Annotated in this window: 15 protein-coding genes; 3 read left to right on the top strand and 12 right to left on the bottom strand. The window is 43.4% G+C overall.

Translation table 11 applies throughout. From position 1 onward, the window contains the following. Nucleotides 1-133: 133 nt before the first annotated feature. The 9 genes from ACO1R6_RS10390 to ACO1R6_RS10430 all read right to left on the bottom strand — a co-directional run bounded on the left by ACO1R6_RS10390 (nt 134) and on the right by ACO1R6_RS10430 (nt 9,411). On the bottom strand, nt 134-2,245 hold the full coding sequence (locus tag ACO1R6_RS10390; RefSeq protein ID WP_486264507.1) for a peptidylprolyl isomerase: 2,112 nt from the start codon (nt 2,243-2,245) through the stop codon (nt 134-136). Nucleotides 2,246-2,439: 194 nt separating this feature from the next. Then, nucleotides 2,440-3,738, bottom strand: coding sequence for a hemolysin family protein (locus tag ACO1R6_RS10395; RefSeq protein WP_486264509.1), 1,299 nt, complete (start codon nt 3,736-3,738; stop codon nt 2,440-2,442). 68 nt (nt 3,739-3,806) lie between these two features. Continuing rightward, nucleotides 3,807-3,971, bottom strand: a complete 165-nt coding sequence (locus ACO1R6_RS10400) for a hypothetical protein (RefSeq protein ID WP_486264511.1) — start codon at nt 3,969-3,971, stop codon at nt 3,807-3,809. After that, entirely contained in the window at nt 3,968-4,576 is a 609-nt protein-coding gene (lptC, locus tag ACO1R6_RS10405; RefSeq protein WP_486264513.1) for an LPS export ABC transporter periplasmic protein LptC, read from the bottom strand. Before lptC ends, ACO1R6_RS10400 begins: the two co-directional genes overlap by 4 nt. A gap of 171 nt (nt 4,577-4,747) precedes the next feature. Next, nucleotides 4,748-6,043 carry a BamG family beta-barrel-assembly machinery protein gene (bamG, locus tag ACO1R6_RS10410; protein ID WP_486264514.1) on the bottom strand — a complete coding sequence of 432 codons (1,296 nt, stop codon included), beginning with the start codon at nt 6,041-6,043 and terminating at the stop codon, nt 4,748-4,750. Beyond that, nucleotides 6,036-6,758, bottom strand: coding sequence for a type III pantothenate kinase (locus ACO1R6_RS10415; RefSeq protein WP_486264516.1), 723 nt, complete (start codon nt 6,756-6,758; stop codon nt 6,036-6,038). The genes bamG and ACO1R6_RS10415 overlap by 8 nt, the downstream gene beginning before the upstream one ends. Before the next feature lie 20 nt (nt 6,759-6,778). After that, on the bottom strand, nt 6,779-8,407 hold the full coding sequence (locus tag ACO1R6_RS10420; RefSeq protein ID WP_486264518.1) for a pseudouridine synthase: 1,629 nt from the start codon (nt 8,405-8,407) through the stop codon (nt 6,779-6,781). Nucleotides 8,408-8,453: 46 nt separating this feature from the next. Next, nucleotides 8,454-9,017, bottom strand: coding sequence for an SMC-Scp complex subunit ScpB (scpB, locus tag ACO1R6_RS10425; RefSeq protein ID WP_486264520.1), 564 nt, complete (start codon nt 9,015-9,017; stop codon nt 8,454-8,456). Between the two features lie 10 nt (nt 9,018-9,027). Further along, entirely contained in the window at nt 9,028-9,411 is a 384-nt protein-coding gene (locus ACO1R6_RS10430; protein WP_146897504.1) for a TraR/DksA family transcriptional regulator, read from the bottom strand. A 310-nt stretch (nt 9,412-9,721) separates the two neighbouring features. Here ACO1R6_RS10430 and ACO1R6_RS10435 point away from each other — a divergent pair, with 310 nt between their 5' ends. From ACO1R6_RS10435 to ACO1R6_RS10445, 3 genes are all read left to right on the top strand, one after another. Beyond that, nucleotides 9,722-10,660, top strand: a complete 939-nt coding sequence (locus ACO1R6_RS10435) for a hypothetical protein (protein ID WP_486264522.1) — start codon at nt 9,722-9,724, stop codon at nt 10,658-10,660. A gap of 494 nt (nt 10,661-11,154) precedes the next feature. Beyond that, nucleotides 11,155-11,778 carry a TM2 domain-containing protein gene (locus ACO1R6_RS10440; protein ID WP_486264523.1) on the top strand — a complete coding sequence of 208 codons (624 nt, stop codon included), beginning with the start codon at nt 11,155-11,157 and terminating at the stop codon, nt 11,776-11,778. Nucleotides 11,779-11,796: 18 nt separating this feature from the next. Beyond that, nucleotides 11,797-12,129 carry a DUF2752 domain-containing protein gene (locus tag ACO1R6_RS10445; RefSeq protein WP_486264525.1) on the top strand — a complete coding sequence of 111 codons (333 nt, stop codon included), beginning with the start codon at nt 11,797-11,799 and terminating at the stop codon, nt 12,127-12,129. 101 nt (nt 12,130-12,230) lie between these two features. Here ACO1R6_RS10445 and ribH read toward each other — a convergent pair whose 3' ends face one another. The 3 genes from ribH to pdhA all read right to left on the bottom strand — a co-directional run bounded on the left by ribH (nt 12,231) and on the right by pdhA (nt 14,812). Next, nucleotides 12,231-12,710 (bottom strand): 6,7-dimethyl-8-ribityllumazine synthase, encoded by a 480-nt coding sequence (gene ribH / locus ACO1R6_RS10450; RefSeq protein WP_486264526.1) that lies wholly within the window; start codon nt 12,708-12,710, stop codon nt 12,231-12,233. A 160-nt stretch (nt 12,711-12,870) separates the two neighbouring features. After that, on the bottom strand, nt 12,871-13,578 hold the full coding sequence (locus tag ACO1R6_RS10455; protein WP_486264528.1) for a tetratricopeptide repeat protein: 708 nt from the start codon (nt 13,576-13,578) through the stop codon (nt 12,871-12,873). A 202-nt stretch (nt 13,579-13,780) separates the two neighbouring features. Then, nucleotides 13,781-14,812: a pyruvate dehydrogenase (acetyl-transferring) E1 component subunit alpha gene (pdhA, locus tag ACO1R6_RS10460; RefSeq protein ID WP_486264529.1), complete on the bottom strand. Its 1,032-nt coding sequence runs from the start codon at nt 14,810-14,812 to the stop codon at nt 13,781-13,783. Nucleotides 14,813-14,831 lie beyond the last annotated feature (19 nt).

Raw genomic sequence — 14,831 nt, forward strand, 5'->3', positions numbered from 1 at the left:
TTTATTTCCAATTTATTCTGATTTCCGGCAATCGCCAATAGCTCAGTTTTACCGGCAGCAAATTGTAACCGGCTAAAAACAAAAAGAGCGGCTTCTGCAGAAGCCGCTCTTTTTACCAAAACGTACAGGCTAATTAAAAGAATTTAACCCGTTCGTCTTTAATATCAGCTTTCTCCCGGATAAGTTGGTAGGTATTACCTTCTGCCCGGCCCGAGCGCATGGCTTGCATATTCTGCTTCACGCCCGACATATCGCCAGTAAAGTTTACTTTATCCACGTTCAGCAATTCAGCAACTACTACGCCGGTTTGAGCCTCGAAAGGTTTAGAACGCGTGCCGGGCTTTAAACCAAATATTTTACCTGTAGCAATAGGATCGTAGCCTAGACCTTCTACGTTATTAGAGGCTAAAGTAACGCCGTTAGCAGTACGTACTGTTGCCTGAGCACCGTATTTTGTAGCTACTTGCTCCAATGGTCCTTGCAGCTTACTTAGCTTATCAATAATTATTTTTGCTTTTTCTTCGTTGCGTACAGCCGCTGTAAGTTCTTCGCGGATATCAGCTACTTTGGAGTAACCTTTATCGGCTTTACCTACCAGCGCAGCCACCACAAACTGATCTCCAATTTCAAAAACCGGCGAAACATCGCCCACGTCGGTTTTGCTATTGAAAGCCCAACGCACCAATTCGCGGGCGTTGCTCATGTTATTTATAGCACGGTCACTTACCCGGATATTACGGGCTTCGTTTTTAATTAATGATTTATCTTGGGCAATGCGTTTGCGTAAATCTTCAACGCTTTTGGTCGTTCCCGCTAATTCATCGGCGCGCCGGAAAGCTTCGTCGCGGGTAGCATCGCTAGAAGAAACGGCCCGGGTTATGGTAGCAATCTGGTAATTACGGGTTGTTTTAGGCGAAGTAACTTTTATAATGTGGTAACCAAAATCTGTTTCTACCAGGTTAGGCAACAAACCAACGCCGGTAGCGCCAAATACGGCTTTTTCGAACGGTGGCACCATGGCTCCTTCCGAGAAAAACCCTAAATCGCCGCCGGTAGCAGCCGTACCATCCTGACCATTCTGAGCCGCCATCTGGGCAAAATCGGCACCACCTTTAATCTGGGCCAAAATGCCTTCGGCTTTGGTGCGGGCGGCTGCTTTTGCTTCAGGGGTGTTATTTTCGGGTTTAATTAAAATGTGGCTAGCCCGCACAGAAGCGGCACCATTATCTTTAACACCTGTTACTTTATGAATGACAAAATTGCCGTTTTCGGTATAAGGGCCAAATATTTTACCTTTTTCTAAGGTCTGGCCTTTTAGTTTTTCGGGTAAAGAACCAGCATTCGCCCAAGTACCGTTATACGGCGTATCGGAGTTGGCTTTTACAAATAAAGAATCGTTTTCGGTGGCGGCAAATTGTTGGGCCAAGGCGTTTATATCACTTTGGATAGTAGCGCTGTCTTCGCGTGATGGTTGCACCGAAATAGTTACATACTCTATGCTCCGGTTTTCTTCTACTTTGTAGCGCTCTTTGTTTTTATCGAGGTAAGCCTGTAGCTGGCTGTCCGATACTTTTATAGTAGAATCCGGAATAGAGAAGAAAGGTACAAACAAATATTTAACATTGGCTTTGTTGTTTTGCTCTTCCTGGTAACGCTTGGCTTCGGCGGTAGTAATGTAACTCGATAACCGAACCAGGTTATTGTATTTAACCAACTGCCGCTCCGGTGCCAGGTTATTTTCGAAATTATACCAGGCAGCTTGTTGTTCGGCGGGCGCTTTGGGTAAATCTTCGCGCAGATATTTAACTACCAATGAACGGTCGAACTGGCCGGTTTGCTGGTTAACAAAAGTTTGCTTTATGGCCGGGTGAATATTATTACCCTGCACCATATCTACCAATTCGTCGTCAGAAACTTCTATGCCTAAACGGTCGAACTCTTTTTTGTAAGCTATTTTTAAGATAAGCTGGCTCCAGGTTTGCTCCCGCAAAGAGGCTAACTCTTCTTCGCCGGGCTGACGGCCAGTTTGGGCAGCGTAGTTTTGTTTTACGCCTTGTAAAGCTTCTTCAAACTCCTGAATAGTAATTTTTTCGCCGGCAATTTCCCCAATTACGTTTTGGTCGCCGCCAAATAACCGGGAATTAGAGCTCAGTAAATCGCCTAAGACCATGAAACTTAGCAGGGCCATTGCAATTATACCAACTGCTAATCCAGATCTTTTTCTAATGTTATTAATTAAAGCCATTTGTATGTTTAATAAAGAATCGCAAAATAAGGAGAATATCGCTTAAATTCAAAATTAAGGTCTATGGAAATGATTCTGTTTTAAATATTTGTAAATATTTAATCAGATGGAAACTTTAAGGTACTTTGCTTAACCGGTAAATTCTTGTAATATGTAAAATATTGCGGCGGCACCGGGCTGCTAAAGAATTAATATTAAGCTTCTTCTAAAGTATTTTGCCGTTCTAAACGTACGGTATTAATCCGGTTTTCATCTACTTCCAAAATGGTAATAGTATAGGGCGGTACCTGAATTACTTCGTTGGTGAGTGGTATATCGCCGTGGGTTTCCAGAATAAAACCACCCAACGTTTCGTAATCGCCGTAAGGTAAATCTAAACTGTATTTTTCGTTCAGGTAATCTACTTCCTGCCGGGCACTAAACAAATAAATACCTGGTGCCAGTTCCTGCTCCAGCAAAGATTCTTCGTCAAACTCATCGTGAATTTCGCCAATAATTTCTTCGAGCAAATCCTCGGTGGTTACCAGCCCCGATGTACCCCCAAACTCATCTACTACCAAGGCAATACTGCGGTGCTCGGCCACAAATTTCACAAATAATTCGCTGGCCAGCATACTTTCGGGCACGGCCAACATGGGCGTTAAAACCGCTGCAATGCTTTCGGGTTTCTGAAACATAGCCAGTTGGTGGCAGTACCCGGCTACATTATCGATGGTATCCTGGTAAATAAGAATTTTAGAATGCCCGGTTTGGGCAAAAGCCTGCCGTAGTGCGGCAATGGGTTGGGTTATTTCAATCGCTTCTATTTCCGTGCGGGGCACCATACATTCGCGCACTTTTACGGTACGGAACTCCAGCGCATTATGAAAAATACGGGCATTTACTTCCGGCGCTTTTTCGGTTTCGGCTTGGTACAAGCTTTTTTTCATGTACTCGTCTACATTGGTGAGGCCAAAAACCGGATTCTCTTCCGAAAATTCCATTTTCAGGATTTTAACTACTACCAGCCGGATAGCCCCCACCACCAGAAAAGCAACCGGGTATAAAATATAATAGCTCAGGAGCAAGGGCACCGCCAGAATATTAAGCATGGCATTGGCCCGGGTCATGAATAAACTACGGGGAATAAATTCGGCCAGGAACAAGGCTACAATGGCGGTAATTAACGTTTGCACGCTAAGCAAAACAAAATCGTTGAGCAGGCTCGGAGGTAGGTGCGTATTAAACAGGGCATACAGCACGCGGGCCATACCTATGCTAAATAATATCAGGGCAAAAATATTCCCGATAATAAGGGTGGCGGTAAGTTTGGCGCGCCGGTTAGAAAAATGGGTAATAATACGCCCCGCCAGCGAATTTTGCTTTTCCTGAAGTTCCAGTTGCAGTTTACTCGCCGACATAAAGGCCATTTCGATGCCGGAAAAAAAGGCAGAGAACAGCAGGGCCCCTATAATAAGTGGTAGTTGCGGATAGATCATGTAGGTTTCAGGCATGCCGAAAGAAAACGGTATACAACAATGTTATTAATGTACGCAATACCGCTAAAGTTTACTTAAATTTTTTATTCTTTCTTTCGGTTTTGGTAACGGTACACCATCAGGCAAGACAACGATATCATAAATAACCAGTAATTGGCGGCAATGTCGTTGTCGATGATTACCCGGTGAATACCAATAACAGTAAAAACCACGGCCACTGAAAAAAGAATTACACTGCTTAGCTTCATTGGGGTTGCGGAACTGTTTGCGGTTGAGCGGTTGGTTGGGGTTGGGTTACCGGCGGCGTGGCCTTGCCTTCTTCGGGCATTTTAAGAATACCGGTAGGCTTTTTAAATTTCCAGTGGCCAAAATTCTGGTCAGCCGTCAGACCCTGGCCCGTTAAAAATTCGTCTTCGGTTTTAATTGTTACAAATTTATCGGTAAAGATTTTCCGGGTTTGTTTATCCCAGAAAAGTTCTTCGGTACGCATGGTTTCTTTTTTAACCGGGTTATTTACAATTACATTGCCCCGGATAAAATAAAGGTCTTTTGCTTTTTCGTACTTACCATAATTGGCCCGCACAGTGTTGTTTACTTTGCCCGATTCATCAAAAAAGGTCAGGAATAAACTATCGGGGTAAATGGCATCGCCGGATTCGTACTGCAATTGCAGCGGTGCCATTAGCTTTATTTGCAACTTAGCCGAATCGCTGAACTGCGAAATAATATCCCGGGTTTCGGCAATAGGACCTTTGTAAACTACTTTATTTTTTAAATCATCGTCGACGGGTTTGCACCAGGTAAAGCTCCCCACCACGACCAGAAGCAAACTGTATAATACGCTACGGTTCATGCTACTTTTTTGATTATTTATTTTGGGAGAAGTAATAGGCACGCACAAATATTAATTTTGAGTATGTAGTAAAATCAGTACTAGTTACAAAAGCTTAAACTTTAGTTTAACCGGCCTAGTTCCTTTTTTTACTTACATTACTTTTATAAATTATTCTTTTGGCCAAGCGAATTAATCTATACGGGGTTTAATAAACCAGGAGCTGTTAAGTGATAAACCTACATTAAACCGTACATAGTTTTCGCGGAGCAGGCCATTGTCGGTGGTGCCGTTTCGGCCTACCGCAACACCTATATTCAAAGCCGCTTGGTTATATTCTGGTGGTCCGCCAGAACTAACCGGGATAGATAACCCGGCATGAAGGGCAGCATCTTTTATTTGGGTACCCGCTATATTAATGGGCGTTTTGTTATAGCTAACACCGGCCCGGTAACTTATGCGCTTAAAGAAACTATCGAACGAAGCAGCGTTGGGGGTATATTCGCCGCCGGCGCTAATTCTATAAGTATCGGTAAGTTCTTGCGTTCCGGTCTCGGAACGGAAACCTGAATATTTACGGGAAAAGAACTCGGCTCCGGCCACCCACGATTTATTATTATCTAAACTAAAGCCTACTTGCATAAAGCTAGGTAATGTTATTTCACCGCTGGTGTCGTCGTTTAAGGGGTTAGAATCTAAACTTACGCCCGAAAAATTCAGTCGCTGCTGGGCCGACCGGCGCTCAAAATCTAAATTATGTTCAAACCCGTAAGCAGCGCCTAAATTTAAGTTGGCTTTTTTACCTAATGGTTGCCGGTAAGCCAAACCACCTTTAAACATAAACCCTTTGTACGTGGTTTGGTTGTTTATTACCAACCGCTCGGCATTGGGGTTTGCCAAAGTATCCAGAATAAAAGAATAGGCATTGCGGTTAATGGTACCAAATAGATACGAAGCCGATACACCTAAACTTAAGCCTTTGTAAATTTTAACCCCGTTAGAAAAATAAGCTTCCGAAATATTTCCTTCCCCTTCGGTACCGGTTCTAACTTGGGTAGCTGGCTCATTAATAACAGCCCCTTGGGTATAAGAACCATAGTTTACCGCGCTATAAGGCCGCAGCCCTACCGCCGATTTCCAGTTTTTATTAATAGGCAACGCCAAAGCCAAATAGCCCAACCCAGCTGTACCATTAGATTGTGATTTACTGGAATTGGCCACAGTTTTATATTGCCCCGAGGCCACCATCTCAAAAGTAACCCGCGTATTATAAATAAGCAGGGCCGGATTTAAGAAATTAACGGTAAAGCTGTTGGGGGTACTTACCCCAATACCGCCCATTCCAAAATTACGGATGTTACCGGCATGTTCGTTTACTTCGCCAATACCTAGTTTAGAGTAAGGAGAATTACCCTGGTTCTGAGCCTGTGCCAGTTGCCCGCCCAGGAGCACCAGTATACCGCAAAGCAGTGAAGAAAATTTATACATTATAATTTAATATGCTATTCAATCCGATGAGCACTAACTCCGGCACTACAAAGATGCGTGCTTTTAATTTAGTTTCAAAAAAAGCCGCATCGCCACCACACAATACAACTGTTAAGTCTGGTGCTTTTTCGGCATAAGCGGCTATAATGCCATTTAACTCGGCCACCGTTCCGTTTACCACCCCACTTTGCATAGCCTCTTGGGTAGTACCACCGGTTAAAGGTACCGAAAAAATGGCTTGTTCAATTAACGGCAGCTTTTGGGTAAAAGTATGCATGGCCCGGAATTTCATTTGCAAGCCCGGCGCAATACTGCCTCCCCAAAAATTCTGCGCCCGATCAACGTAGTCGCAGGTAATACAGGTGCCAGCATCAATTACCAAACAATCTGTATCCGGAAACAGGCAGCTAGCCCCGGCTACTGCGGCTAAACGGTCCATGCCCAGCGTTTGCGGGGTTCTATAATGGTTATGCACTGGCACCGGCGTTTTATAATCCAATAGCAATAAATTGCCTTTTGCCTGCAGGTACGGCACCAAGTTATTTTCTTCGGCTCGTACCGATGAAATAATAATATTCTCTACCGGCACCACCCCGGGTATTTCCCACAAACCGGGCAGGCTGGCAACCTGGCCGGTTTGCAGTTGCTGGTCACCGGCAAACACCGCGTATTTTATAGCGGTGTTACCAATATCAATGGCCAGGTTGTGGGGCATACCGTGGTACTAGGAAATGCTTATAAAAAGTACTTTAACCGAATAACTTCTTTTTCGGACAGGAAGCGCCATTTACCTCTGGGCACATCTTTTTTAGTCAGGTTGGCATACTGTACCCGGTCCAGCGAAACTACCTCGTAGCCCAAGTGCTCAAAAATACGCCGCACAATGCGGTTTTTACCAATATGAATCTGAATGCCTAAAAAAGTATTGGTGTTTCCTACCAGCGCCAAATCATCTACTTCGGCTTTGCCATCTTCTAATTCCAGGCCGTTGGTAATCATTTCAAAATGCTCGCGGGTAATGGGTTTGTCTAATTCTACCTGGTAAATTTTAGAAATATTATTAGATGGATGCGTTAGCTTTTGGGCCAGTTCCCCATCGTTGGTAAATAACAACAAACCAGTAGTATTGCGGTCGAGGCGGCCAACCGGAAATATCCGTTCTTTAGAAGCCGTAGCTACTAAGTCCATTACGGTTTTGCGGCCTTCCGGATCTTCGGTGGTGGTAATAAAATCTTTAGGCTTATTTAAAAGCACATACACCATTTTTTCGCGGTTCAGGCGCTTTTTACCGTAAGTAACGGTATCTTCTGGCTTTACCAGGTAGCCCATTTCGATTATGGGTTCGCCGTTAACTTTTATTTCACCGGCGGCAATTAAGCTGTCAGCTTCGCGACGGGAACAAACACCGGCATTGGCAATATAACGGTTTAACCGAATCAAGCCATCGCTATCTTTTTCGCTGTTATTGCGTTCCCGAGCCTGGTAACGTTTTAAATCGTAATTAGGCGCTTCTACCGGTACAATTGGGGTGCCAGGCCGGTCACCACGTTTGGCATTCCGGTCAGGTTTTCTTTCGTCTCCGCCTCTGGGCCGCTCAAAACTGCGTTTGGCTCCGCTTTCCCGGTTATAGCCACCAGCCCGTTCGCGGGCAAAAGGTTTTTGGTTATCATCGGCTGCATCCCGGTTAAACCGAGGTTTAAACTCTGCATTACGGGTTGGGCGTTGCTCGCGGTCACCAAAGCTTTTGCGTTCGTAAGGTTTACGGCTACCGTCGGTTACCGGGCGGCGCTCCCCGCGGGCAGCATACCCGCCAGTTTCGGTACGGCGGTCCGGACGGTCTTCGCGGTTGTAGCGAGGTCGCTCACCCCGGTCATCGGCATTTCTGTTGGGGCGGTCACCACGTTCCGGCCGCGCAGGTCTGTCGGAACGCTCCCGGTTAAAGCCACCCCGCTCAGGTTTGCGGTCGCCACCTTCGCTAAACCGGTTGCCTTTAAAAGGAGCCGGTTTTGTAAATTTATCGCCCGATTTAAAAGAAGAACGTTTGTCGTCGAAAGAACGGCTACGTTCACCACCAGCACGTGCCCCGGCTTCGTCGTTGCCTGGGCGGGTAAAGCGCTCGCTGCGGTTATATATTTTTTTACCTTCACCTTTAAATTTAGCGGTGCGGTCTTCGCGCGCCGGGCGTCCAGCACCTGGCTCGCCTCTAAAAGGCCGTTCCTGTCCGGATGCGCGAGAACCGCTATCGGAGTTAAAATCGCGGGGCGGCCGGTTACTATTAGAATTACCACTCCCAAAAGAGCGGCCTTTGAATTTATCGCCGGAGGCAAACTTGCCTGCACCCGGTTTTCTATCTTTAAATGCCATTGTTAGTTGTTTTTGATGCAGTATCGCTACTGGATCGGGGTATAATTTAATTTTCTGAAACTTCGCCGATAGCGTTTTCTTCTGACACGAAGTCTTTTAATTGCGGAAGGTCTTTGAGATGGTTAATGCCAAAGTAATCCATGAATTTTTGCGTGGTTCCGTAAATAATTGGGCGGCCGATGGTTTCGGCCTTCCCTTTTATCTGGATAAGTTCTTTTTCCAGCAATTTCTGGATGGCATAATCGCAGCTTACGCCGCGGATTTGTTCAATGCCCGACTTGGAAATTGGCTGTTTATAGGCGATTATAGCCAGGGTTTCTAACGACGAGGTGGATAATTTACGTTTTGATTTCTGCTTTAAAAACAAGCCTATAGCATCTTGGTAATCAGGTTTGGTCAGGAATTGGTAACCACCCCCAATGGCGTAGATCTGGAAAGCAAAATCATCGGCGGCAAAGCGCTCATTTATTTCCTCAATACTTTCCAGCACATCACTAATGCTTATTTCGCGCAGCAATACCTCCGATAAGCATTTTTGCAAATCTTCAATGGCTACGGGTGCCTGCGCACAGAAAATAAGCGCCTGAATATGACTATGTAAGCTGTCCAAAAAGAATTAATTAATCGCGGCGTTGTAATTTAGCTTCTATTGAATGCTGGGTGTGCGGCACTGCCCGTAAGCGCTCTTTCGGAATAAGTTTACCGGTGGCAATACAAACCCCATAACTGCCGTTCCGAATGCGAATTAAAGCATTCTCTAACTGCTGAATAAATTTCAGTTGCCGCGAAGCCAATTGGTTCAGACTTTCTTTTTCGGCGGTATCGGCACCATCTTCCAATACTTTAGCAGAAGAAGCCGTATTATCAGTACCGGTATCATTCCGCCGGCTTAAAGTTTCTTTAATAAAAGCTACTTCTTTTTTCGCGTTATTAAGCTTTTCCTGGATTATCTCCTGAAACTCCATCAGCTCTTCACGGGAATAACGCATTGGTTCTTGACTCATTGCAGTAAAAATTTAGAATAATTCTGTAATCGTTTAATTATAAAACAGCTAACAACAAAATATTTATTTTAGTTTAATCTTAGCCGGTCCCTGGTATTCTGGTATCTTGCTTAAAATGAATAAAGGAAAGTCTGGCTAATTTATGCGCAAAATTACTATTTATTTTAAAATTTTCATACACCTCTTTCTATTATTCTGTATACCAGAAATATTGGCCTGAAATATGCAAAGATGATACCAGCTATTTGTATTTCTTTCGCTTACTTTTTAAGTAATTTGTACTTCTTTCTGAAAACTTCTTAATATTAAAATGAGAAAATCTTTTTACTTCTTTAATGCTTGCATTATAATAATGTTGGTAGCAGCAGCCGGCTGTACCCCATCGCGTACCATTACCGCTTCGGGTAAAGTTACCCCCAAAGGCAAATTTAAAGTGGGCTACAACTCGGCATTTAATATTGCTACCGCTCCTATTGCCGAAATAGACGATATTACCAAAGCTGGAGTAGATGCGCTCTCTAAACGCGACTCTATTTACTACGATAAATCGGTGGCAACCTTAACCCGCGGTTTATTGGCTTATTCTTTAGACCCGGTGGCCCCTACATCTGAACTTTACTTGCGCTATGGTTTGGCCGAGCGGGTAGATGTAGGCTACAAGCTGGCTTCCGGTGCCCACGTGTTTGATGTTATGTACCAGTTTCTGGGTTCTACCGGCACCCCCGACCGCCCCGGTCCGGAAGGTTTGTACGGCAGTATTGGCATTCAATATTCCGGGCAAAATTCTAACTTACCCTCTAAAGTAGGTTTAGATAAACTTAGCTCCATTTTTAACTACGAACTTTCGCGGCGGGAAATTTTAATACCCTTGGTTTTTAGCCAGTCTTTTGGGCCGGAAGAGAAATACGGCAATTTTTCTTGGGGTTTGGTATACGGGCACAGCTTTATTAAATATGGTTTTGCGCCATCTAAACTGTTTGTTAAATATGCCGGTAACGATATCCGGAAAGTTAATCCGTTTCTTAAAAAAGAAGGGTTTTCGTCGTACGGCGGATTTATTAATGCCAAGATAGGTTTTAAATACGCTTACTTTGTGCCGGCCTTAAGCATTTATTATCAGAACTACGGTACCTACGATATTTTTGGCCTGCAAACCGAAACGTATAAAGGGGTAAGTATTGTACCATCGTTGGGGTTACAAATAAATTTAGGTTACGGCCAGAATAGCCAAACCAGCCGAAGAAGATAAATACCCGGTAAATTATATTATTAAAAGCGAGGTTCGGGCTCTATAACAATTTACGTTGTTATAAAGCCCGAACCTCGCTTTTTTAATGTAGCATAGTAGCAAAATCAATTTTTAAGCATACTGGAAATATACTACTACTATTTTATACAGGTACTTGTAGCAAAGGGCTAATCTTTACTATTAGCAGCCTCCGCTACCCATTTTAAATTGCCAAATTATCCTTGAAAAGGCAAAAAGACACTTTGTAAACAATATATTCAAAGCTTAATTTCAGTCATTCAAGTCGCCTCTTCTGCCCTTCAATAAAGATTATTTTCCTACCTAAATTATATTTAACAGTTTTGTGCTGTACTTATTCTTTAGATAAAAGAAAAATAATAGAGAATATTTTAATCTATATATTAAATATACTTTATTTACGACATATTAATATCTTTATTTAACCTAATACTATAAACCACTTTAACCATTTATTACTTCTAAAAACAAAAACTATGAAAACAAAGATTACCAGCCTATGCTTTGCAATTGCTCTACTATTATCGTCGTGCGCAAAAGAAACATTTTACTTTACTAACACCGGCACCAGCTATGGTTCTAAAAAAGTGCAACCCGAAGCAACTGCTGCTACTAACGAGCAAGCACCGGTAACCGAAGACTTAACCGCTACGGAGGAACTTGCCGAAGCGCCTGAAACTTTAACTGCCAGCACCGAAAAAAAGGCTGTTGTTGCTAAAAAAGAATTTACCAAAGCTAAGCCTTTATACCAGGCACCAGTAGCTATGGCCGCTACAGTTAAAACCGAAAAAGTTTCTAAAGTAGCTCAGGCAAAAGCCGCTATTAAAGTTAACAAGCAAATTAAAGCCATTGTTAAAGAAGCTAAGAAAAACGATGTGGCTGGTACAGCCGCCGAAGGCAAAAGCCAAATTATTGCCGCTGTGCTGGCTTTTGTAGTGGGTGCACTAGGTATTCACCGCTTTTATTTGGGCTACACCGGTATTGGTATTGCCCAATTATTAACTTTGGGTGGTTGCGGCATTTGGGCCTTAATTGACTTAGTCCGGATTATTATTGGTGACTTAAAACCAAAAGACGGCGACTACACCACTAAATTCTAATTACCAAGTATTAATACCTTGAAAAGAAACGGCTATTATTTGTTAACGATAAAAATTTGCGGCTACGTACTGATACCTATTGTACTGCTCCTGATGCCCGCAGATTTTTTTGACAAAGGCCAATCACTGTGTTTGAGTGTGCTACTAGCCGGAACAGAGTGCTATGGCTGTGGCATGACCCGCGCTATTATGCACCTCATACACTTTGATTTTACAGGTGCCGCAGAGTTTAATAAATTAGCCTTTGTTTCTTTTCCGGTTTTAAGCTTTCTCTGGGCCCAGGGTTTCTGGAAAGACTTTAAACTACTAAAATCTTACCTACACCAGAAAAAGCACGTTGTTTCTAAATAAAAAATGCCGGCTGAGAGTAACAGCCGGCATTTTTATTTTAAATTCTTTATCTAATTATTTGGTTGCTTTAACCAATATCACAGACAACTCTTACCCCATACTTATAACAAGCCTAACATATGAATAGCTGCCGCGGCCGCTTCTACGCCTTTGTTGCCGTGTTTGCCACCGGCCCGGTCCCAGGCTTGCTGCTCGGTGTTAGTAGTAACCAGGCCAAATATTACTGGTTTGTTAAATTTTAAACCTACTTGTGTAATGCCTTGTGCTACCGCGTGGCAAATATAATCGTCGTGTTTGGTTTCGCCCTTAATTACTACCCCCAGGCAAATTACGGCATCAATGTCGTTGGTTTGGGCTAGCAACTGAGCGCCCAGGGTAAGCTCAAAAGAACCCGGTACTGTAATACGCTGAATATTATCGGGTTTGGCCCCGTGTTTTAGCAAAGTTTCAAAGGCTCCCTGGCAAAGCGTATCGGTTATTTCTTTGTTCCATTCGGCTACCACAATGCCAAACCGCTTACCATCTATTTTAATTAAATTATCAGAATTATACTCGCTTAAGTTTTTTAAGGCAGTAGCCATAATAAAAAATTATGAATTAGAATTTAAGAATTATGAATTAGAAAATTGATACTGGCTATTGTACGAAACAACACGGTTTATTGAAGTTTTAATAAATAAAAAAGCGGAGCCTTTGTCTACTTTTTAAGACAAAAGCTCCGCTTTTTTTCAGGCATTATTTTTACTTACTGGCCAGCAGTTCGGCACGCGCTTTATACTTGCGGGCATCGGTTACTTCCGGTGAGTTGGCGTAGCTGTTAATAATTTTATCGTACGCTTCAACGGCTGCACTGTAGTTATTATTTTCTTCGTAAGCCAAGCCGGCTTTTAACAGGTACTGCGGCGAGAAAAACTCGTTGGCATTGTAATCGGCCGCTTTCATGTACAAAGCAGCAGCTTCCTGTTTTTTACCTAATTCCAGGTTGGCATCGCCCTGCAAACAAAATGCCCGGCCTTGCAATACCAAATCGTTCGATTTAAAATCTTCTAAATAATTTAAGGCATCCTGGTATTTACCTTGTTTCAGGTAAATAACCCCAGCGTAAAATTTAGCCAGGTTACCGGCTTTGGTACTGCCATACTCATCAATAATAGAAACAAAACCTTTATACTGCCCATCGCCTTTTAAAGCGGCATTTAAAGAGTCGGCTTCGAAATAATGAACGGCCTGAAACATGGCCGCCTGGGCTTCTTCGTTTTTGCTGCTACGGAAGTTGTAATACAACAAACCACCTACTACGGCAGCGGCAATTACCACAAATAACCCGAGCAGTATATTTCTATTTTTCTTTACGAAATCTTCTGACCCATGGGTTAAACGGTCGGCCAACACCTCCGGATTCTCCAGTATTTCCAGTTCGCTTTCTTTTTTGACAGTATCTTTTGCCATTGTTTTTATTGTTGATTATCGATTGCTGATTGTTTAAATTATAATTTATACCTCAGCTAAGAACAATCGGTATTAAATTATTAAATAGTATTTTTTACTTTTTTATTTTGCTATGCAACAAAAACCTTACGCTAATCATTCAGTTAATAAATAAAAATTTAAAATATTAACAATCAACAAGAAACAATCAGCAATTATTTAATTAGTCCTGAATATAAGGATAGTCTTCCTGCGCGTAAATATCTTTATATAATTCGTCGGCAGTTGGGTAAGGCGAGTTTTCGGCAAATTCAACCGATGCCAGTACCTCTTCTTTAATCCGGTTATCAATGGCTTCCAGGTCCTGTTCGGTGGCAAACTCGTTTTCCAGAATGGTGTGCCGTACTACTTCAATTGGGTCTTGGTTACGGTAAGTTTCCAGTTCCTCTTTGGTGCGGTACTTAGCCGGATCCGACATGGAGTGGCCTTTGTAACGATACGTTCTGAACTCCAGCAAGCTAGGACCTTCGCCGGCGCGGGCGCGTTCGGCCGCTCTGGCAACCGCTTCGTGCACATCTTCGCAACGCATGGCATTTACCGGCTCCGAGGGCATATCGTAAGCGCTGCCCAGTTTATATAGTTCGGTTACGTTAGAAGTACGTTTTACCGAAGTACCCATGGCGTATCCGTTATTTTCAATCACAAATATTACCGGTAGTTTCCACAGCATAGCCATATTCAGGGCTTCGTGGAAAGCACCTTGCCGTACGGCACCATCGCCCATGTAGCAAATACACAAGTTACCGGTTTTGTTGTATTTCTCGGCAAAAGCAAGGCCGGCCCCTAACGGAACCTGCGCGCCTACAATACCGTGGCCACCCACAAAGTTTACTTCTTTATCAAAAATGTGCATAGAGCCGCCTTTGCCTTTAGAGCAGCCGGTAGCTTTGGCAAATAACTCGGCCATAACGGCATTAGGCGAAGTACCTAACCCAAGCGGGTGGGCATGGTCGCGGTAAGCAGTAATCCATTTATCGTCTTTGGTAAGGGCCGTAATAGCACCGGCGGCACAGGCCTCCTGACCAATATACAAGTGGCAAAAGCCTTTTATTTTTTGTTGTCCGTATAATTGCCCGGCTTTTTCCTCGAACTTACGCATTAACTGCATCATCTCGTACCAACGGAGGTAAGTTTCCTTGGAGAATTTTACCTCCGCGTTTACCTTTGTTTCGGGCATTTGATTCGTAATTGCCATAACTTAATGTTCCCAATTC

The organism is Adhaeribacter sp. (genome assembly GCF_057359045.1).

Excerpts from the sequence above, each read along its gene's own strand:
- ACO1R6_RS10400 (WP_486264511.1), bottom strand. The coding sequence starts at position 3,971 with ATGAAGCTAAGCAGTGTAATTCTTTTTTCAGTGGCCGTGGTTTTTACT.
- bamG (WP_486264514.1), bottom strand. The coding sequence starts at position 6,043 with ATGTATAAATTTTCTTCACTGCTTTGCGGTATACTGGTGCTCCTGGGC.
- ACO1R6_RS10415 (WP_486264516.1), bottom strand. The coding sequence starts at position 6,758 with ATGCCCCACAACCTGGCCATTGATATTGGTAACACCGCTATAAAATAC.
- ACO1R6_RS10440 (WP_486264523.1), top strand. The coding sequence starts at position 11,155 with ATGAAAACAAAGATTACCAGCCTATGCTTTGCAATTGCTCTACTATTA.
- ACO1R6_RS10435 (WP_486264522.1), top strand. The coding sequence starts at position 9,722 with ATGAGAAAATCTTTTTACTTCTTTAATGCTTGCATTATAATAATGTTG.
- pdhA (WP_486264529.1), bottom strand. The coding sequence starts at position 14,812 with ATGGCAATTACGAATCAAATGCCCGAAACAAAGGTAAACGCGGAGGTA.
- ACO1R6_RS10395 (WP_486264509.1), bottom strand. The coding sequence starts at position 3,738 with ATGCCTGAAACCTACATGATCTATCCGCAACTACCACTTATTATAGGG.
- ACO1R6_RS10390 (WP_486264507.1), bottom strand. The coding sequence starts at position 2,245 with ATGGCTTTAATTAATAACATTAGAAAAAGATCTGGATTAGCAGTTGGT.
- ribH (WP_486264526.1), bottom strand. The coding sequence starts at position 12,710 with ATGGCTACTGCCTTAAAAAACTTAAGCGAGTATAATTCTGATAATTTA.
- ACO1R6_RS10430 (WP_146897504.1), bottom strand. The coding sequence starts at position 9,411 with ATGAGTCAAGAACCAATGCGTTATTCCCGTGAAGAGCTGATGGAGTTT.
- lptC (WP_486264513.1), bottom strand. The coding sequence starts at position 4,576 with ATGAACCGTAGCGTATTATACAGTTTGCTTCTGGTCGTGGTGGGGAGC.
- ACO1R6_RS10455 (WP_486264528.1), bottom strand. The coding sequence starts at position 13,578 with ATGGCAAAAGATACTGTCAAAAAAGAAAGCGAACTGGAAATACTGGAG.
- ACO1R6_RS10420 (WP_486264518.1), bottom strand. The coding sequence starts at position 8,407 with ATGGCATTTAAAGATAGAAAACCGGGTGCAGGCAAGTTTGCCTCCGGC.